The sequence below is a fragment of the Ideonella sp. FW305-24 genome (genome assembly GCF_058788035.1).
Map to the genome: position 1 here is coordinate 26,116 of NZ_JBYTAI010000011.1, position 20,531 is coordinate 46,646.

Sequence of the window (20,531 nt, forward strand, 5' to 3'; positions counted from 1 at the left end):
CCGGACCTGGTCCCAAAACGAGTGCCGATAAACGAGTGCCGATGACTGCCCTTCCCTCTCACCCCCCCGAGCGCATGCTCGAACACGACATCGCCGCGCGCATGGACCGCCTGCCCGTGACCTGGCTGCACGGCCTGGCGATGCTGATCTGCGCGCTGGGCATGATGCTGGACACGCTGGAGATGGCCTTTGGCGGCGTGCTGGCAGCCGTCTTCTCGGCGCCGCCCACGCCGGTGCCAGCGGGCGAGCTGGCGCTGCTGCTGGCGGCGGTCTTCCTCGGTGCGATGCTGGGCGCGCCGCTGCTGGGCTGGTGGGCCGACAGGAAGGGCCGGCGAACCGCGTTGATCAGCCTGATGCTGTGGCTCGCTGCCGTGTCGCTGGCCGCCGGCATGGTGCACGGCGTGGTGGCGCTGACGCTGTGCCGTTTCCTCTGCGGGCTGGCACTGGGCGGCTATCCGCCCATCGTCATCGCCTACCTGACCGACCTGCTGCCGCCGCGGCGCCGCGGCACGCTGATCTTCAGCAGCCTCTCGCTCTCGCTGCTGGGCCCGCCCGCCGCCATCTTCCTGGTGCGTTGGCTGACCCCTCTGCAGCCTCTTGGGCTCGAAGGCTGGCGCTGGGGCTTCCTGCTGGGCAGCGCCGGCGCGCTGCTCTCGGGGCTGCTTTTCCTCGCGCTGCCCGAGTCGCCGCGCTGGCTGCAGGCCCGCGGGCGCGGGGCGCAGGCCGAAGCCGGCTGCCAGGCCTTCGAGCGCTCGCGGCGCCTGGCCGGCACACCCGGCACCGAGGCCACGCCTGCCCCGCACGATGCGAATGCACTGGCCAGTGCCGACGACGACCGCGCGGCCCACACCGGGCGCCGCTGGCCCTGGGTGGCCGGCCTGTTTTCGCTGAGCCCTTGGGCCACCGTGGCGTTTCCGCTGCTGACCGGTGCGGTGCTGACGCAGCGCGGCTTCAAGCTCGACGCTGCGCTGCTGATCTTCGGCCTGTCGTCGCTGGGCCCGCTGCTGGGCACGCTGCTGGCGTCCACCGTGATGGACCGCTTCGACCGGCGGCTGGCGATGGCGGCCTGTGCCCTGGCCATGCTGGCCTGCGGCGCGGCCTTCGTCTTCAGCAGCGGCACCACCGCGCTGATCGTCGCGATGGCGCTGTTCAACCTGGCGATTTCCTTGTACGTGACGCTGCTGACGGTCTATGGCGCCGAGCTGTTCCCCACGCGCTCGCGCGCCTCGGCCACCGCCGGCGCCTGGGCGCTGAACCGCACCGGCGCCGCGCTCGGCCCGCTGCTGCTGGTGCCGATGCTGCGCGACGCCGGGCCGGCCGCGATGTTCGCGGTCGTGGCTGCCAGCCTGGTGGCCACGCTGCTGCTGCTGTCGCTCGCCCCTCGCGGGCGCGAGCGGCAGGCCGTGAGCTGAAGGCTCAGCGCTCGCTTTTCCAACAGGCCAGCAAGCGCTCGGCCCGCAGCAGGTCGACACAGCCCAGGCCTTCGGTGAAACCGGCCACGACAGGCGCCAGCAGCTCGCGCGCGGCCTCGCTTCGGCCGGTGGCGTGCCACAGCCTGGCCACGCTGGCGGCGGCGCGCAGCTCCCAGGCCCGCGCGCCCTGCTGCCGCGCGAGGGCCAGCGCGCGCAGCAACACCGTCTCGGCCTGCGCAGCTTGTGCCGGCACCGCGAGCAACTGCTCGCCATGGGCCCGCAGGATTTCCGGCGCGCACCAGCCCACGGTGCCGGCTTCGACGCGGGCGAGCTGCGCCGGGCCGGCCAGCGCCGGCGCCAGCGTGGCCAGCATGTCGCCCTCCATGGTGCTGCTCCAGCCCCGCTCGGCACCAATGCGCCGCCGCAGCGCATCGACCGCCTGGCCGCGCAGCGCCAGCACCCTGCAGTAGCCATCGCTCCAGCCCAGCCAGAAGCTCTGGCCATGGCCCAGGGCGCTGTCGATCAGTCGATCCAGGAAGCTCGCCGCCTGCACGTCGTCACCGCGCCAGAGTAGGATGGGGATGACCGCCAGCGCCAGCGTCTGGCTGACTGCGAAATGGTGCCCGCCTCCGACAAAGGCCAGCACCTCCAGCGCCCGCTGCAGCGCGCGGTCCGCCCAGCCCTCTAGCCACAGGATGCGCGCCTGCTGGATGCCCATGGTCACTTGCAAGGGCAGATGCGGATAACGGTTGCTGCGCAGCTGGGTGTCGGCATATGCCAGCACGACGGCACAGTCCGCCCAAGCGGCGCGGTGATCGCCCAGGTAGTGACTGGCCAGTGCACCGAAGCGGCGCCCGACCACGATGGCGCCTGCGTCGATCGGATCGTCCGGGTCCGGCGGCAGCTCGCCGAAGCGCCCGGCGCACGCGGCCAGACGCGGGTAGTCGCCACGGGCGAAGGCATTGGCGCAAAGGCACATCAGGTCCGTGCGCTGCTGCCGCGGTGAGCCGATGCGCGGCGAGAGCGCTTCCAACTGGGCCGCGATGTCAGACTGAAAGCCACGCGCCATGCGGCACTGAGCCTCCAGCATGCACGCGAGTGCCAGCAGCGCCAGTTCGAGCTGCGATGGCGTGCCGCCCTCCGCCCGCACGATGGCAAGGGCGCGCAAGGCCCGGGGCAGGAACTCGTCGTTCAAACCGAGTTCCAGCACCAGGCGACCCGAGTCGACGAGCAAGGCGGCACAGAGTGCCTCGTCACCGCCAGCGTGAGCGCCCCAGTCCAGCGCGGCGCGAATGTCCGGCAGCAGCGGCGCGTGGGCGGCCCGCCACGCAGGCAGCGGCACGCAATAGTTTTCCAGCTCTGCATTCGCGCCTACCAGCAGGCGGCGGCAGCAGATTGCGTGGCGCCTGCGGACCTCGTGCCCATCACCGTCGGCCAACAGTCTCTCCGAGGCGTACAGCCGGGCGACGAACAGCAGGCGGTAGCGTGGCACCTCGTCCGCCACGCGTTCCACCAGCGACTTGGCGACCAGATTGAGCAGGCTGGCCGTGACCCGTTCATGCGCGATGCGTTCGCAGCTCGCCAGCTCGGCTGCAGCCTCCAGCGTGAACGACGCGCGGAAGACCGACAGCCGGTGCAGCACGCGCTGCTCTTCCGGTGCCAGCAGGCCATGGCTCCAGTCCAGCAAGGCCTGCAAGGTCTGGTGGCGCGGCAGCACGGTGCGGCGGCCGCGCCGCAGCAGGCGGAACAGGTCGTCCAGCCGTTCGGCCAGCGCGTGCATGCCCAGGCTGCCCACGCGCGCCGCGGCGAGCTCGATGGCCAGCGGCAGGCCGTCCAGGTGGCGGCACAGGCGGATGACGGCCGGCAGGTTGGCCGGCGACAGCGCAAAGCCATCGTCGCTGGCGGTGGCCCGTTCGACGAACAGGCGCAAAGCCGGATAGGCAAGCGCGGCCCGCACGTCGAGCACCGGCCACTCGGGCGGCACGCCCAGCGCTTCGAGCCGGAGAATGGCTTCGGACTCTGCCTCCAGCGGTTCGCGGCTGGTGGCCAGCACACGCACCCGGGGTGCGGCGCCAAGCACGCGTTCGGCCAGCACGGCGGCGGCGGCGATCAGGTGTTCGCAGTTGTCCAGCACGATCAGCAGATCGCGCTCGGCCAGCGTCGCCTCCAGCGCAGGCCACGGCGACTGGGCCGGCACCGGGATGCCCAGGGCGGCCGCCAGCGTGGCCGGCACCAGCGCCGGATCGACCAGCGGCGCCAGGTCGACGAACACCGCACCCTCGGCGTGCCGGCAGGCGAAGTCTTCGGCCACGGCCAGCGCGACGGTGGTCTTGCCGATGCCACCGGGGCCGACGATGGTCACCAACCGGCCCAGCTGCAGCTTGGCCGACAGCCTGGCCAGCACCTGCTCGCGGCCGACGAGCGCGGTCAGCCGCGACGGCAAGGGGCGCGACAAGGACGCGGCCGCTGGTGCGGCGGCGGGTGCGGGTGCGGCATCCAGCTCGGCAATGTCCATCACGAAGCAGTAGCCACGGCCGGGCAGGCTGGCGATGTAGCGCAGGTTGCCGCTGCCCTCGCCCAGCGCCCTGCGCAGCGCCGACATGTGCACGCGCAGGCTGGACGGTTCCACCACCGTGCTCGGCCACACGCGGGCGAACAGCTCGTCGTGGCTCACCACCTCGCCGGCCCGCTCCACCAAGGCAATCAACAGGTCCAGCGCGCGGCTGCCCAGCCGCACGGCCTGGCCGTCGTCCAGCAGCAGCTTGCGGGCGGGATCGAGCGAGAAACGGCCGAAGCGCAGCGGCCGTTCAAAGGGCTGCGGCTGCCGTGGCAGCGGCGGCGCCGATTCGCTCGCCAGGCCGGATCTCATGGCTCGCCCCGGGGTCAGAAGTCGTGGCGCAGCGTGGCGAGCACGGTGCGCGGCGCGTTGTAGAACGCGGCGTCGACGTCAACGGGCGGGATCCTCGTGCGCAGCAGCACGTAGCTGCGGTTGGTGAGGTTGCGCACGCGCAGCGAGAAGGTCCAGCCGCGCTCGGGCGTCAGCCAGCTCGCGCCGAGGTTGAAGTAGGTCTGCACCGGCACGGAGGTGAGCGCCGTGTTCTGCACGTCCGAATACTGCCGCGACAGGTGCTGGACCGAAGCCGAGAGGCCCAGCGACGAGCCATCCGGCAGCGGCTGGATGTGCTCCAGGCTCGGGCCGAACGAAAACTGCGGCGCAAACGGCAGCTGGTTGCCGACGTAGTTGCTGGCGGCCGCGCCGGTGGGGTTCTCGAACTGGTCGAAGCGGGTGCGCAGCAGTTCGGCCGACAGCGCCACATCGGTGTGCGCGGCGAGCTTGAAGCCCAGGTCGATGTCGGCACCATAGGTCTTGGCCTTGCCGGCGTTGACCAGTACCGGCTCGGGGATGTGCACCCCGTCGATCACGGCGTTGCTCAGCGACGCGAGGTAGTCGCGGTAGTCGTTGTAGAACAGCGCGATGTCCAGCTTCACCTGCCCGCCGGCCAGGCGCGACTTGCTGCCCAGCTCCCAGCTGGTGACCTTCTCCGGGTCGGTGGCGAATTCGGCCGAGCGCTGGGACTGGGCCGCGCGGTTGAAGCCGCCGAACTTCTGGCCCATCGCGAAGCTCGCGTAGAGGAACAGGTCGCGGTCCTGCTGCCAGTCCAGGCCCAGCCGTGGCAGCAGGCCCTTGCTGGCAGTCGACAGGTGGGGCGCCTGGTAGACGTTCTGCGTGTGCCCACCCTGCTCGTCGGCCAGCCAGTACTGGTTGGCGCCGGTCTGCCCGGTGCGGTAGGCGCGCAGGCCGGCAGTCATGCCGAGCCGCTCGGTCCAGCGGTAGTGCAGTTGGCCGTAGAGGCCGAAGTCTGTGGTCTCCAGGTGGGTGATCGCGTCGGAGTTCGACGAAGCCGGTGCGCCCGGCGGCGTCATGCTGACGAAGCGCTCGAAGTGGAAGTCATCCGACACCAGCATCGCGCCGGCGGTCCAGTCCAGGTCGCCCTGCCTGGCCTGCAGCTGCAGCTCCTGCGAGAAGACCTTCTGGTGCACCTTCTGCGACAGCAGGTAGCGCTGGATCGCCAGGCCGCCGATGTCGGCCACGGTGGGATCGTCCTTGAAGGCGCGGTAGCCGGTGATCGCGTGGAACTGCAGGCCCTCGCCCAGCGCGTGGCTCAGCTTGAATTCGAGGCCGCCGGCCAGACGCTTGAACGGGCCGGAGGTGGTGGACGTGAAGTTGACCCGCGGCGCGGCGTTGGGGTCGTTGAGCGGGAAGTTGCCGGTGTTGGTGTCGGAATGGTCCAGCAGGCCGTCGACCGCCAGGATGGCGTCCCAGCCGGCCGGCTCCTGCCAGCGCAGCTTGGCGCGGAACTGGGTCGCGTCCAGCTTGTTGTTGTGCTCGTCCAGCGTGGCGTTGTAGCCAAAGCCTTCGTTGCGGCGGCGCGAAAGCGCCAGGCTGCCCGAGAGCGGGCCGTCGCCGATGGGACCGTTGAAGTAGGCGTGCGCCTGGTATTCGTCGTGGTTGCCCAGCGAGCCGGAGACCCAGGCCGCGCGCTCGGTGCCGGGGTCGATGGAGATGATGCGCACCGCGCCTGCGGTCAGGTTCTGGCCGTACAGCGTGCCCTGCGGCCCGCGCAGCACCTCGATGCGCGCGATGTCCGGCAGGTCCCACAGCGCGCTGGCATAGCCACGCACGATGGGCACGTCGTCGACATAAATGCCCACCGCCTGGCTCATCGCCGCCGACGACACGCCCACGCCGCGGATGCCGACGGCCTGCGGCTGGTTGCTGAAGCCGTTGGGCACGGTCACGCCGGGCACCACGCCCACGAGGTCGCTCAGCTGGGCGGTGCCGCGGGTCTCGATCTGGTGCTGGTCCAGCACGCCGACCGACAGCGGCGTGCGGCCGAGCACGGTCTGCACGCGCTGCGAGGTCACGATCACCTCCTGCACCTGCGGCGGCTCGGAAGCTGCGGCCGCAGGCGTCGCGGCAGCGTCCTGCGCGAGCGCGGGCGAGGCCATGCCGGCGGCGGCCAGGGCAACCGCCAGCCCGGCGGCCGATCCTGCGGCCGATCCTGCGGCCGATCCCGTGGCCACGATCGGGCCACACCGCCCGCCCCGCCGCGAACCCGCTCCCGAACCCCATCCCTTGCCCCGCTGCACCATCGAAACTCCCCTGTCCTGTGCCGGGCGCGCACCTGCGCGGCCCCTGGGGAATGATGATCGAGTCGCGGCCAGCGCCGCGTGAATTGGTGTGAAATCTGCGGATCCGGGCGCGGGGCGGGCAGCTCAGTTCAGTTCGTCGACCAGCGCCCGCGCGGCCACCAGGTCGGCTGTCGCCAGGCCCTCTTCGAAGCGGCCGTAGACGCCAGTGAGCAGGCTGCTGGCCTCCTTGCGCCGGCCCTGGTCGCGCCACAGGCGGGCCAGGCTGGTGGCGGTGCGCAGCTCCCATGAGAGCGCGTTCTGCGCGCGGGCCATTGCCAGCGAGCGCATGAAAGTGGCTTCAGCGGCGGCCACGGCCTGCGTCCCGTCGCGCAAGGCGTTCTCGGCGTCGGCGCGCAGGATCTCCGGGCCGCACCAGCCCACCATGCCGCCATCGACCCGCTCGACGCCCAGCGCCGACACGGCACCCACGGCCAGGGTGCCCAGCATGTCCAGCTCGGCCGGGCCGGACAGCATCTCGACGTGCGACAACGCCAGGCCCAGGCCCGGCGCGACGCCGTTGACACGCGCGTCCAGCACCTGCCGGTAGCTACGCGCCCAGGACTGCCAGTAGCCCTGCGAATGCCGCGTGGCATGCGCCTGCAGCCGGTCCAGCAGCGCGCCGGCGCGCTCGTTCTCGCCGCGCCACAGGGCGATCGGAAGAGAGCCCATCGCGAGCGCCTGGCTCAAGGCCAGGGGGTTGACGCCTTCGGCATCGGCCTCGGCCAGCGCGGCCACTGCCACGGCCTGGTCGCAGGCGCCCTGCAGCCACAGCGTGCGCGCCATCAGGATGCCCATCGAGACCGTCTTCGGGATGTGGCCGATGTATTCGCGGTAGGCGTTGCCCGCCGGATAGTGCAGCACCCGGTCCACCAGCGGGCGGGCCTCCTCGTGCCGGCCGAGGTAGTGGTAGCTCAGCGCCAGGAAGCGGTCCGACAGCAGCACGGCCACCGGCTCGTTCGGATCGGGCGCGTGCTGCTTGATGCGCATGGCGACTTCCGCCACGTCGCGGTAGTCGCCCGTGCCAAACGCGTTGGCGCACAGGCTGAACATCGCCTCGATGCGTTGCGGCACCGAGTCGAGCTGGTCGGCGAGTTCCAGCGTGCGCGCGAAGTTCGCGCCACGCGAATAGTCGCGCCCCGTCGTCTGCGTGTGCAGGAAGTTGCGTGCGGCGCGCAGCCGCAACTCCAGGCCGGCCTGCGGCGGCTGCAGCGAAGCCACCGCCTCCATCGCGGTGTCCACGCGGCTGCGGTATTCGTCCAGCAGGCCCAGCTCGTAGACCAGGTCCAGCGCCGCGGCCGTCAGCCGCACGCCCTGCAGCGTGTCCCCTTGCGGCGAGAAGGCCCAGTCCAGGCCCGCACGCACGTCGTCCATCATCCGGCCGTGGCGCTGCAGCCATTCGGCGATGGGCAGCATGTCGCGGTCCCGCAGCGTGCGCGTCAGCAGGTCCTCGAAGTGCCTGGCATGGGCGGCGGCGATCTGCCCGGCCTCGCCGCTGCGCTGCAGCTTGTCGGCTGCATAGGTGCGCGTCGTGTAGAGCAGGCGATGCAGCACCGCCTCACCGCTGACGTCGACGGCCACCAGCGACTTGGCGGCCAGGCCGATCACGCCTTCAACGACTGCCGTCGCCGGCAGGTCCTCGCTGGCCAGCACCGCGGTTGCCGATTCGAGCGTGAAGCTCGAGCGGAAGATTGACAGGCGGCGCAGCACGACACGCTCGACCTCGGTCAACAGTGCATGGCTCCAATCCAGCAAGGCCTGCAGCGTGACATGGCGCGGCAGCGCGGTGCGGCGCCCGCGCGTGAGCAATGCGAACATCTCGTCGAGCCGGGCCGCCAGGCCTTGCAGCCCCAGGGTGTCGATGCGGCCCGCGGCCAGCTCGATGGCCAGCGGCATGCCGTCCAGCTGCCGGCAGAGGTGGCAGACGACACCGAGGTTGGCCTCGGTCAGCGCAAAGCCGTCCGAGTTGGCGCCGGCGCGCTCGGCGAAGAGCTGCACCGCCGGGAAGGCCCGGCATTGCTCGACATCCGTCGCGTCCTCCGGCACCGGCGCCTCCAGCGCCGACAGGCGGTGCACCCATTCGCCTTCGGCCTCCAGCGCCTCGCGGCTGGTGGCGAGGATGTGCACGCCCGGCGCTGCCCGCAGCACACGCTCGGCCAGGCGCGCGGCGGCCTCGATCACATGCTCGCAGTTGTCCAGCACGATCAGCATGCGGCTGTTGCCCAGCGGCCCCAGCAAGGCTTCCCAGGGATCCTGGGCGCACACGGAGATCTGCAGCGCCAGGGCCAGCGCCAGCGGCACGCGCGCCGGGTCCGACAGCGGCGCCAGGTCGACGAACCACACGCCATCCGGGTGGTGGCCCAGCTGCGCCTCGGCAACGTCCAGCGCCACCGTGGTCTTGCCCATGCCGCCCGGGCCGACGATGGACACCAGGCGCCGCGTGAGCAAGCGCTCGCCAAGCGCCTGGGTGACGGCGGAGCGGCCGATCGTGTGGTTCAGCCGGGCCGGCAGGTTGTGCGTGCGCCGCGGCGGGTTCGCCGGCGTGACAGCCGCAGCGGCCGCGAGGGCCGGCATCGCGGCCTCGGGCGCCGGGGCCAGCACCGTCACCGGGACCACGAAGCTGTAGCCGCGGCCGGGCACGTTGGCGATGTAGCGCGCACCGGCCACGCCGTCGCCGAGGATCTTGCGCAGGGCCGAGATGTGCACGCGCAGGCTGGTCTCCTCGACGATGGTGTGCGGCCAGACCCTGGCTTCGAGCGCCTGCCGGCTGAGCACTTCCCCGGGCCGCTCGGTCAGCGCCGCCAGCAGGTCAAAAGCCCTGCCGCCAAGGTGCAGTGGCCTGCCGGCTTCCAGCAACTGCTTGTGAGAGCGGTCAAGCACGAAAGGGCCGAAGGCCAGCGCCGGCAAGACTCCACGCGCATCCATCGACAACATTCCTCGTGGGTGAGCCCATTGGGGGAGGCGCAAACGCCTCGGGGGAGAGGGGTAAATGTACGCGCAGAGGCGGGGGGCTGGCGAGCAGCGGCCGCGCCTGCGCATGGCAGCCGCTCAAGTCTTGTCGCGTCGCGCCGAAAAAAGCGGATGTACGTCGTTCAACACGATGCCGATGAACCCAGCGCTGCGCGCCACGGCGATGCGCAGCGGGGGCTGTCCTGCCTTCCCGTCGATCCACCTGCAGAGCTGCCGCGATGAGCCTGCGTTCCCGCCTTCTGTGCCTGGTATTGCTGGCCACGCTGCTGCCGGCTTCGCTTCTCGGCTGGCGCTTCCTGAAGGAGAACGAAGCCGAGATCGCCGACGCGGTCAGCAACCTGGCCCTTTCGTCCAACAACGTGGCGGCGGCGCTCGATCAGCGCGTTCAGGGCACTGCGCAGCTGCACTACGGTCTGGCGCACTCTCAACTTCTCGACAGCGCGGACCGCGTTCTGTGCTCCGCCCACCTCTCGGCGGTGCGCGAGACTTACCCCCAATACACCGGCATCGTGACGGTGCTGCCCGATGGGCAACTGCATTGCGACTCCTTGCAGAGCGGACGTGTGGTCAACCTGTCCGACCGAAACTATGTGAAGCGTGTGCTGGCCGGCGCAACCGGCGTCTCGACCGAGCCCGCATTCGGTCGCCTCACGGGCACTGCAGTGCTGCAGGTCGTGTATCCGGCCCGGGCCGACGACGGTGCACTTCGCTACATGTTGGTGGCCTCCTTGAACCTGCAGAGCTTCGCCGAAGACGCACGACGGCAGTCTCTTCTGGAGGCGGCCGAGCTGCTGCTGCTGGACGACAAAGGCACCGTGCTGGCCTCGGTGGGCGGCAAGGAAGTTCTGCACACACCCGGCGCGTCGATGGCGGGCAGTCCCCTCTTCGCCCTCGCACAGTCCGGCGGCATGGGTGAAGTCATTGGCGTCGACGGCCTGCGTCACGTTTGGGCCGTGGCGGACTCTCCGGCGATGCAGGCTGCGGGCCTGCGCGTCCTGCTGGGCCAGCCTCACCAGGTGCTGGTGGCAAGTTCGAGACGGCACCTTCGCGAGGGCCTGGTCGTCGTGATCGGGGCAGCGCTGCTGTTGTTTGCAGGGGTCTGGTCGCTGGCGGAATGGGGAATCCGGCGCCCCGTGGTGCGCATCACGTCGATGGTTCGCAACCTGGGCGCCGGCGACCTGAACGCGCGCATCGCCCCGCCCTATCCACGCGGCGAGCTGGGTGGGCTGATGTCCGCGCTCGACAGCATGGCCAACTCCCTGGGCCGGCAGCGCTCGGCGATCTTCGAGCTCACCGAACACCTGCGCGAAGCGCACAGCCGCGAAATCTCGGAGCGCGAGACGAACGAGAAGCAGCTGACCCGCCTGGCCAACTTCGACGGCCTGACCGGCCTGCCGAACCGAACGCTGTTTCGTGACCGCCTCCAGCAAGCCATCAGGCGCTCGCGCCGTTCATCCAAGCGACTGGCATTGATGTTTCTGGACATCGACCGTTTCAAGGTCATCAACGACAGCCTGGGCCATGAAGTTGGCGACCAATTGCTGGTGGCCATTTCCGACGTGCTGGCGGACTGCCTGCGCGACAGCGACTCGATCGCGCGCAGTGGCCAGGCTGCGGCGGCAGACGAAATCTTTCGGCTGGGTGGCGACGAGTTCATGATCCTGACCGAAGGCGTGAACGCCGGCGAAGCAGCGGCCATCGCCAGGCGAATCCTGCACGCGCTGGCACGCCCCATCATGGTCGGTGCACATGAACTCTTCGTCACGGCAAGCATCGGCATCACGCTGAACAGTGATTCAGGCGTGGACCTCGATGGTCTGATCAAGCAGGCCGACATGGCGATGTACCGGTCCAAGGAGCTCGGGCGCGACACCTTCTGCTTCTTCGAAGAGAAGATGAATCGGGCCGCCACCGAACGCCACGCGCTCGAAGTCCAACTGCGGCAAGCGCTGGAACGCGGCGAGTTCCAGCTCCACTACCAGCCCAAGGCCAACATCCGGACAGGCCAGGTCATCGGTGTCGAGGCACTGCTGCGATGGAAGCCGGCAGGCCAGGCGCTGGTCGCACCCGACCGTTTCATTGCCATCCTCGAAGAGACCGGCCTGATCGTGCCGGTGGGCGCCTGGGTTTTCCGCGAAGCCTGTGGACAGATGATGAAGTGGCAGCGTGCGGGCATGCGCCCGCTGCAGGTTGCGGTGAACGTTTCGGCCAGGCAATTCAGGCACCCTGAACTGGTCCAGCAGATCGCAGGCGTGCTGCGCGAAACCGGCCTGGCACCGCAACTGCTGGAAGTCGAGCTCACCGAGAGCATGCTCATCGACGACTCGGAGGTAGTCTCGCGCACGATGGCCGAACTCGGCCGCATGGGCGTTGGCATCGCGATCGACGACTTCGGCACCGGCCAATCGTCGTTGCGCTACCTCAAGCGCTTCAACGTGGACACGCTCAAGATCGATCGCTCATTCGTCAAGGACACCCCCAATGACTCCGAAGACAGTGCGATCGCCAAAGCCGTGATCGCGCTCGGCCACGGCCTGGGCATGAAGGTCGTTGCCGAAGGGGTCGAGACACAGGCGCAGCTCGACTTCCTGTGCGCGCACGGCTGCGACGAGCTGCAAGGTTACCTGCTGAGCCGGCCGGTCGAGGCCGAGGCTTTTGCCGCGTGGTTCCGCCTGCAGGACGTGCCTGCGTCGCCAGCGGCCAATTGAGCGCACACCAGCGTGGCAGGTCCATCAGAAGCTCGCAGGTGAGCGCCCGTTGCGGGCGTCGCAAACACCCGCTTCTCGTCGCACTGCCACGGCCTGTCCCGCTTTCGTGCCAACTGCGCCGGCTGCCAAGGCCTCAAAATCTCCGCGTGCAACGCATGCCGTCCAGGCAGCCAGACGAGGAGAGCCTTGATGTTTCAGCCGAACATTCGACGCATGCTTGCTGCGCTGCTGACGGCAGCAGCCGCGACGGCTCCGGCGTTTGCATGGGCCGCGCCGGCCAATGACGACATTGCCCAGGCCATCGTCATTGCCGCAGGCGGCACGGCCGCAACCGTCCTGATGACGGGCGCCACGCAGTCGGCCACAGATCCTTCCTGCGGCACCACGCCCTACCAGAGCGTCTGGTACCGCTACACCTCCCCCGTCGATCAGTTCATCCAGGCGCGCGTTTCAGCGACCACCGGTTCCACCCTGCTGCGCCCGCGCATGGCGGTGTGGGGCGGCGCGCCGGGCGCGCTGTCGACGGTGCAATGCCATCCGGATGCGCACGAAGTCGAGTTCTACGCCACGGCAGGCACGGCCTACTACTTCGAGGTCTATTCCCCGGCTGCGAACGGCGAGACCACGCTGAACCTGAACGTCAATCCGCATGCCTACGTGAACCCGTGGAGCGCGGTGCCGCCGGCCAATGACCTCTTCTGGTTCGCGGAAGCGATTCCCGGCGTGCCATGGAGCACGAACGGCGATGTCGGTGCGGCGCAAGGCGACAGTTCGTACGACCCCTTCACGCCCTGCTACACCGACAACGGCGTCACCTTCTGCTACCCCTATGGCGACACGCTGTGGTACAGCTTCACCGCCACGGCCCAGCAGGACCTGGACGTGCTGTTCACCAGCGCCTATGTGTCGCCGGTCGTGCAGGTCATGACCGGCACGCTGGACCAGCCGACGTTGGTGGCCAACAGCTTCACCCCGGGCAAGTCCAAGCCCGGAGCAACCCGCTTCTCGGCCCAGCCGGGCGTGACCTACCTGTTCGAGTTCGCGTCCGGCGGCGCCGAGAACACGGCAGACGTCTACGCCTCGCTGGCGCTGCGCCCGTCGCCGCCCGTCACCACGGGCAGCGTCTCCGCGGCCAGGATCGACAAGCTCTATCACCGCTGGGTCTGGGTGGATCCGTTCTACGAAAAGGTGACCCATGTCGTCGTCGGCGTGAACCTGAGTTGCAGCGCGTCCATCCCGTCGGTCGGCGTCAGCTTCGCGATCACGCAGGGCGCGGCACAAGGCTCGGGCAGCGGCGCCGTGCCATGCGCTGGCGGCCAGGGCACCGGCACCATCGACGCCATCGTCCCGAACGCATTCAAGCCCGGCACGGCCAGCGTGGCCCTCAACGCCACGGATTACGACAGCAACTTCAACCAGGCCGCTGCCGCGGCGCCTGTTCAGCTGAAGCTGGCGGCGGGGCCCTGAAGGCGCCACCTTTCGCGCTCCGAACGCGTGCCGAAATTTTGCGGGGCTGCCGAGATGACCGCTTCGCAGCGGGTGCTGTCATTGGCTGCTGGGTATCGGGGTCACGCTGCCGGCGACGAACCAGCCACTGAGTTGAGCCCCTGCCGGCGACACCAACGTCCGGTGCGGAGCGCACGGCGGCCGTCCAAGCCGCAGTTCAGGAAGCCCCCGGGTCAAGCATCGATCGAATGTCTGCTGCCACCGGCGGCGAACAGGTGCTCTCGACCCTCAGCAGCCGGCCGCCGTTTACCGAAGGAGTCAGTCACTTTGCGACACAGTGCCTGAACTACGGCCGCTGCGATAGCGCGCTATGGAATGAGCATGGTGCCCTGTGGCCGGGTGAAATTCAGCGGCTCCGCGGAGGACTCTGGCGCTAGGCGCCCAGGCGCGGAGTCGTACGTTTCAGTTGCACGCTGATTTGCACGGTAAATCACGTGCGTCATTCCTATCCAGAAGAGGCCGAATCCAAAGAAGCCAGTCATCTCAACGATTAAGGCGCCGGTCGGCGGAATTGGCGAGAGTCTGAACAGATACGGAACATACATTGCAAATCCAGAAAACATTCCCACCAGCGCGAGCGCTTTCCATCTTCTTAGAAGCGTCACTTCATCGCTGTTGAGTCGATCACTTAGAGCGGTTCCACCACTGTACCAAACCGCGTAAGCCGCGAGCAAAAACAGCAATACTGCGGACGGCAAATGCAATAGCCACATTGGAACTCCGAATACCTCGGGCTCATTGCAAATGATGTCATGAGCATCGCAGCGCTTCGGGAAGAAGGCTACACATACCGCAAATACGCCAGCGGCATTAAGTACGTTGTTGTCGCGATCATCAAATCCGCGATAGCAGAACATCACTCCGCCAACGAATATCAACATGCCGGTAAAGAGCGTGCGGAGCGCGCCAGGCACCTTCTCGGAGAAGTAATAGTGGCTTAAGGTTGGAAGGACGATTTGGTACTGCATCCACGCCATGATGACAATGACAACAGGCACTACTATTAAAGCAGCCGCGGCAGCTAGCCGGAGTTGCCGGTACGTCCAGTGCAAGAAGTGAAGTGCGTTCACTATTCGTCCCTATGTATGTTTTCAATCTGCTCGAACGAGGCTAGTCACGTAGGCAGCTTGGCCAAATACACGATCGCTGCAGCAATTCCGAACCAACACATGCGCGCAGCGTCTTGTGCTAGGCGGAAGCGTGCCATGCGTTCCTTCTTTAGCTCTACATCGTCTGGTCGGAGCAAAAAAGCGTTTTCGAATAGAAACCAAGCGGGCGGGCCGATAAACCAGGCAAGTGCTAGCCACGTCTTTCCATTCGGCCCGAGGTCGCCTCTCAACAGGACGTATAGCGTCGCAATGGCCGCCACGCTTGCTAGCGTGGTCATCGTTGCCCAAACGAGCTTCAATGACCGTTCGTTGCTAAATGATTGCAACTGGTGCCCTGACTGCGACATGGATAGTCTCCGTGGTCCGATCTTGATGGATAACGCGGTTCCGATGGCAGCGTAGATCCTCGTAGTTTGCAGCCTCTGGACTCCGAGCGCCAAGCACAGTGAAGGGTGGTCGATATCGACCTACAGCGCATCCTCAAAACAGATGGCGGACCGCGCGCTCAACACTCGCGACGCCCACAACGTTGTAGGTCTGCTGTCGGGTAGGGTGACGAACTTCCACTTCTGTTTAGGTTTGTCCGACACCTGCCCGGCGCGAGGCAAAGATCTTCGCATCACACCGGCCCGAGGGCAGGTGTTGGATAAACCTAAACAGCAGCGTCAGTTCCGCATTGTTGCCTGAACCTGACCTTGGCTACCATTGGCTCTTGCTGCGAGCGCCGGCTTCCCAACCGCTTGGCGAATTGGCGCTCCCGGCCACAAAGAGTCTTTGGGGAGTGTCAGCTTCCCGGTTGCCTACCCGAGGAGCGTGTTGCACCAGTCGCGCTTCTATCCGAGTGCGAGGTAGTCGTTAAAGTCGCGTATCACTGCCTCCTTCGTGGCCCCGGTCGCCTCCTGCAGCCAACGCTCCGGTCGGACCCGCAGGTCGTCGGCGATTCGACCAGCCTTTATGCTTGCAGCATGCACGGCGGCCAGGTCTGCGGCCATGGCGACCAGCAGTTCCTCAGTGAGACCGTTGGCTTGTACGTCGTCGATGTCGATCTTGCGTGAGTCCGGAGCGATCCGTCGCAGGACGAACCCAGCTTCGATCTGGAGGTGCGGATCGGGGGACCGATAGGGGCCGAACGCTGCTTCCAGACCGCGACTCGACTCCTCAAGGGTTTCGTGCGCCCAGGTCCACGCCGACGGCACGTGGGCCTTCGCCTCGCGGACTACGCGTCCGGAGTTCCAGGAGGCGATCACGAGATGGCGAGGCCGTCCGAGGCTGCCGCCGCCCTTGCTGCGTGTCGCGAAACGCAGCACGGTGGAGCCATCGGGCAGCGTGCCCTTCAGCGCCTTCTTGACCTTCTCGGGCGGTTTGGAGTCCAGGCAAGCGTCGAGCTCCTTCCAGAACTTGCCATTGCTCTTCACGGTGGGGTTGACGTACGGCCTCAACCACAGTGAGTCCTCGTCCAGCAGTACCGCGCGCGGGTTCTCCAGTCCCCGCCCGTAGCCTCGAAGAATCGCCGCCGCGACATCGTCGACGGGGAAGTTGAGCTCCGGTGCCAGCGTGGCACTTGTCGCGAGACGAAGGATGTCGAGCGCGTACGGCATGACCGCAGCCTCGTCGAAGTCGTTGACTCCCCACACGAGGCGACCATCGGCATCACGCCACGTGCCGTAGTTCTCGACGTGTATGTCGCCGATGCAGAGCGCCTGGGGCGCTGCCGCGACCGAGGGGCAGAGCTCCTCGATCGTTCGAGCCCAGCGGAAGTACGTCGCCCGCAGGAAGTCGAATGCACTCTCGCGCATGCGGTCGTGCTTGGCGTCGAGGTCTGCCTCGACGACGTCGCACTGCTTGCGCAGCCACTTCTCGTAAGCGGCGACGTCCTTCTCGATTCTGGCCATGGCTACTCCTCTGGACGCCAGACCTCGCAACTCGAGGAATTCTCGATCCAAGGTCGCTGCCGCGCGTCCTCAATCCTATGGATAGCGGCGATCAAAAGCCGGGCTTGATTAGCAGAAGAATGTGACGCCCGTTTGCCTTATGCAAAAGCGCATTGCCACGCTACATTGATCGAGCCGAGAGAGAGTTCAACGGGATGAAATGGGTTGAGCCCACGGGAGGGGACATGGCGAAGATCGTCCGCGCTGTCGCGTTTGCCAACAACGAAGTCGCCTTCCTGGCGTGGCAACTCGATCAGGATTCAATTCCCGACTGCCTCGGGTTCAACATCGTCCGGGAGTACCTGGACGCGAACGACAAGGTCATCGACGAGAAGCCGCTGGCTGCCTACGTTGCGTTCAAGGGTCAGAAGAATCCCGACTGGCGCCCGCAGAACACGACTGTGTGGCCGGTGCAGAAGTTCAACTGGCGCGACTTGACGTTGCGCAAGCGGCGCGACGCCGCCACGCGTCGACGCGCCGACGACCGTGTTCGCTACCGGATTCGCGCCGTCGGCAAGATGGCGAACGGGCTCGAGCCCGTGGTGGTGGTCCAGGAGCAGCACAAGGACCCGCAGACCGGCCAGTTGGTGGACAACACCTACAAGGGCAAGCCGATCCCCTTGGGCTATCTCACGCCGCCGGCGTGGACCAATGCCGTCGACGTGACGTCCAAGCGTCCACCGTTCTTCACGACGTTCACCAACGGCATCCTCTCCACCCAGTTCCTGCTGCGCGTGCTCAACGAGGACGGCGTCATCAAGCCGGGCGAACTCGAGGCCCATCTCAGAAAGCCGGATGACTGGTTGCGCAGGTATCTGGCGGGCGACGTGCTGCCGACGATCAACGACTTCTTCGCCCAGCCCAAGGGGCGATTCCACGCGGCGCTGTACGAACTGGAGGACGAGGAACTCGTCAAACTCCTGGCAGACAACGCCCAGCGCATCGACCTCATCCTGTCGGATGCCGGAAGCGAGGCGGAGGACGACGACGGAGACGGCAAGAACACCACGCTCTACGACACCCGCAACGCACCGGCACGGAAGGCGCTTCGCAAGCTTGCGAAGCAGCCTTCCTCTAAATTCACGATGCAGGACCGGCTGTTCAACGGTACCGCGCACATCGGCCACAACAAGTTCGTCGTCTACGTGAACGACGCAGGGGTGGCCAAGTCGGTGCTGACAGGCTCGACCAACTGGACCTGGTCGGGTGTCGCTGGGCAGAGCAACAACTGCATCCGTATCGACAATGACGATGTCGCAGCAGCCTACTTGGCCTACTGGGAGAGCCTGCACAGGGACAAGCAGCCCACGCCCAAGCCGCTGTCTGCCCGGAACACGGGTGCGGGGCAGAGCGACGATCTGAAGGAGTCCGATCAGACGGAGACCGTGGTCGACCTCGGCGGTGGCGCCAGCATCGAGGTCTGGTTCTCGCCGAACGTGCCGGGGAAGAATCAGCCTCCGAGCCCGACGGCGAAGAAGAAGCTGCCGCCGCCGCCGGACATGGATCGGTTGTTTTCGTTGATGCGCAAGGCGCGCCGATCGATCTTTTTCCTAGTGTTCATGCCCTCACGTGGGGGCGTCAACTCCATCGTCTCTGAAGCGGTCGCGCTTGGACAGAAGGACTCGTCGCTGGAGGTCATCGGCGCGATCTCCGACACGCAGGCCATGTGGGGCTACAAGCCCGGGTCCAAGGACGACACGACGGGCAAGAAGGTGCCGGCCACCTCGCCGCACGTCTTCGACCAGGGCGGCGTCTCAGTCGTTCGCGCGACGGCGTTGACCGACAGGGAGATCGGCAGGCCTCTCGGCGACTTCCAGTTCGACGAGCAGCTCACTGTCGGGCGCGCGATCATCCACGACAAGATCCTCGTCCTCGATCCCACCGACCCGGTCAACTGCACGGTGGCCTTCGGAAGCCACAACCTTGGCTACAAGGCCTCGTACTCAAATGACGAGAACCTCGTCATCGTGCGCGGCCACAGGGCCCTAGCGCTGGCTTACGCCGCCCACGTGCTGGACGTGTTCGACCACTACCGCTTCCGAGCCGTAGAGGCGGAACTGGCGAAGAAGAAGGGCGGCAGCGCGGCCGCCAAGAAGTTCGATGGGTTCCTGGACAAGACGGATGGGTGGCAAGGGTCGGCGTCGCATCGCCTGTCGCGCTACTTTACCGAGACCAAGCTCTAACGCAGAGGGGGCAGCATGGCACTGAAGAAGTATGGTGTTCTGAAGGGCACCGTGACGGGACACAAGCGTGACGCCGACGACGACCACTATCAGATCCTGGTGAGCGCCGGGAGCACGGTCCATCGCATTGCCGTGAACGTGAAATCCTCAGCGCCGAACGCGCCGTCGACACTCTTGTTCCTTGCACAGAGCAAGCTGCAGGACGGTTTCGCCCAGGGGTTGCGTGCATTGAAGCCCGGCTACACGAAACTGCCCTCCAAGTCCGGGGGCCTCGCCCTCGACTACGTGCGCAACAAGTGGTTCAAGCCGAGCGCAATGAAGGAAGTGCCGCCGGATGCACCCGGCGTCGACAACGATCTGAAGGACAAGGTCGAGACCGCCGTGATCAAGGCTGTCGACCAGGCGGGATCGGTCGTCTACGGGTTCGGCGAGAAGTGGGGGCCCGAGAAGGACAAGAAGGACCAGTACTTCAAGTTTCTCCCCGGCAATGGGATCCACGACATCCACATGAATCAGGGCAACAGCGGCAAGTACAAGAAGGACAACGGTGTCTACCAGGACGGTGGCCTGGTCTTCGAGTACCCGGACGGCAAGTGGCAGGCCTTCTTCTTCGCGTTCCAGTCACAGACCTTCGACACGGACGACAAGGGCAACCCCAAGACGGACGCCACCGCTACCAAACCGAAAAAGGCTGCGCCTGCGAGCGGAGAAGTGACCCCCAAGGCCAAGTCGAAAAAGAAGAAGAAGCCGAAGTAGCAGCGGCTCGAAGGGGGCGCCGAAAAGCAAGCGTCGGCTGCCGTTTCTGAAGGCGCCGTCGCCTGCAGAGAGAGGGTCGCGCCCTAGTACGCGAATCGTGCGATCAGAAGCATCAGGAACAACGCGCCGAAGATCGCGGGAACCAGTCGCTCCACCCTCAACCAGCCGTCACGTCTCGACTGGATCAGTTCCTGGTATTCAAGCTTGAAGGTCTCGAACGGCATCGACTCCTCGATCTGCTCGAGCATCTTGAGCTTGACGCGGAACAAGTCGCGGAAGAACAAGATGCCGAAGAACCACAGAACGGAGACCAGCATCCCGCCGGCTCCGACCATGATCACGATCACGGGGTCGATCGCCGAGAGCCTCCGATCCTTGAAGGCGAGGATCCCGAGCAGGGCGGAGAGGATGGAGACGTAGTACGTCGTCATCGCCGTCTGGCGACTACCCAGGTTTCCGAGGTCCGCCAGCTTCGCCTTGTACTGCTCCAAGACGGCCTGCGGAGGGGCGGGTGGCGCGGGACTGGGAGGTGACGGGGTAGGTACCCCAGGTTCTTTGGGTTGTTCGGTCGCCATTGCTCCTCCAGATTGGCCGCTTGCCGACGCCATGATCGCCGCGCGCCACGACGCAGACAACAGGTTGAGGATCGGGCACCGCCACGCCAGATGGCCGTTTCAGCAATGTTGTGGACGCCGGGCGGCCTGTCATGAATCCGCGATTGACCTTCGCGGTCCGAATGGCCGAGACTGATGTGCGCGAAATCGAC

11 protein-coding genes are annotated in these 20,531 nt (G+C 67.0%); 5 read left to right on the forward strand and 6 right to left on the reverse strand.

Annotated elements, in window-relative coordinates:
• The first annotated feature begins 41 nt into the window (after positions 1–41).
• On the forward strand, positions 42–1,412 hold the full coding sequence (locus AC3WR5_RS24385) for an MFS transporter (RefSeq protein ID WP_492487795.1): 1,371 nt from the start codon (positions 42–44) through the stop codon (positions 1,410–1,412).
• A gap of 4 nt (positions 1,413–1,416) precedes the next feature.
• On the opposite strand, the gene AC3WR5_RS24390 is transcribed toward AC3WR5_RS24385, so the two are convergent.
• The 3 genes from AC3WR5_RS24390 to AC3WR5_RS24400 form a co-directional block, all read right to left on the reverse strand.
• Positions 1,417–4,281 carry an ATP-binding protein gene (locus AC3WR5_RS24390; RefSeq protein ID WP_492487797.1) on the reverse strand — a complete coding sequence of 955 codons (2,865 nt, stop codon included), beginning with the start codon at positions 4,279–4,281 and terminating at the stop codon, positions 1,417–1,419.
• Positions 4,282–4,295: 14 nt separating this feature from the next.
• A complete protein-coding gene (locus AC3WR5_RS24395; RefSeq protein ID WP_492487799.1) occupies positions 4,296–6,497 on the reverse strand; it encodes a TonB-dependent receptor in 2,202 nt (733 codons plus the stop codon).
• A gap of 192 nt (positions 6,498–6,689) precedes the next feature.
• Positions 6,690–9,527: an ATP-binding protein gene (locus tag AC3WR5_RS24400; protein ID WP_492487800.1), complete on the reverse strand. Its 2,838-nt coding sequence runs from the start codon at positions 9,525–9,527 to the stop codon at positions 6,690–6,692.
• Between the two features lie 263 nt (positions 9,528–9,790).
• Between AC3WR5_RS24400 and AC3WR5_RS24405 the strand changes: the two genes are divergently transcribed.
• Both AC3WR5_RS24405 and AC3WR5_RS24410 read left to right on the forward strand, forming a co-directional pair.
• On the forward strand, positions 9,791–12,280 hold the full coding sequence (locus tag AC3WR5_RS24405) for a bifunctional diguanylate cyclase/phosphodiesterase (RefSeq protein ID WP_492487802.1): 2,490 nt from the start codon (positions 9,791–9,793) through the stop codon (positions 12,278–12,280).
• 189 nt (positions 12,281–12,469) lie between these two features.
• Entirely contained in the window at positions 12,470–13,747 is a 1,278-nt protein-coding gene (locus AC3WR5_RS24410; RefSeq protein ID WP_492487804.1) for a hypothetical protein, read from the forward strand.
• Between the two features lie 347 nt (positions 13,748–14,094).
• Here AC3WR5_RS24410 and AC3WR5_RS24415 read toward each other — a convergent pair whose 3' ends face one another.
• On the reverse strand, positions 14,095–14,754 hold the full coding sequence (locus AC3WR5_RS24415; RefSeq protein WP_492487805.1) for a hypothetical protein: 660 nt from the start codon (positions 14,752–14,754) through the stop codon (positions 14,095–14,097).
• A 974-nt stretch (positions 14,755–15,728) separates the two neighbouring features.
• Positions 15,729–16,787: a DUF2252 family protein gene (locus AC3WR5_RS24420; RefSeq protein ID WP_492487807.1), complete on the reverse strand. Its 1,059-nt coding sequence runs from the start codon at positions 16,785–16,787 to the stop codon at positions 15,729–15,731.
• A 224-nt stretch (positions 16,788–17,011) separates the two neighbouring features.
• Here AC3WR5_RS24420 and AC3WR5_RS24425 point away from each other — a divergent pair, with 224 nt between their 5' ends.
• Both AC3WR5_RS24425 and AC3WR5_RS24430 read left to right on the forward strand, forming a co-directional pair.
• A complete protein-coding gene (locus AC3WR5_RS24425; RefSeq protein ID WP_492487808.1) occupies positions 17,012–19,009 on the forward strand; it encodes a phospholipase D-like domain-containing protein in 1,998 nt (665 codons plus the stop codon).
• A 15-nt stretch (positions 19,010–19,024) separates the two neighbouring features.
• Entirely contained in the window at positions 19,025–19,765 is a 741-nt protein-coding gene (locus AC3WR5_RS24430) for a DUF2278 family protein (protein WP_492487810.1), read from the forward strand.
• 83 nt (positions 19,766–19,848) lie between these two features.
• Here the strand turns inward: AC3WR5_RS24430 and AC3WR5_RS24435 are convergent, their stop codons facing one another.
• Positions 19,849–20,256 (reverse strand): RipA family octameric membrane protein, encoded by a 408-nt coding sequence (locus AC3WR5_RS24435; protein WP_492487812.1) that lies wholly within the window; start codon positions 20,254–20,256, stop codon positions 19,849–19,851.
• Positions 20,257–20,531: the final 275 nt, after the last annotated feature.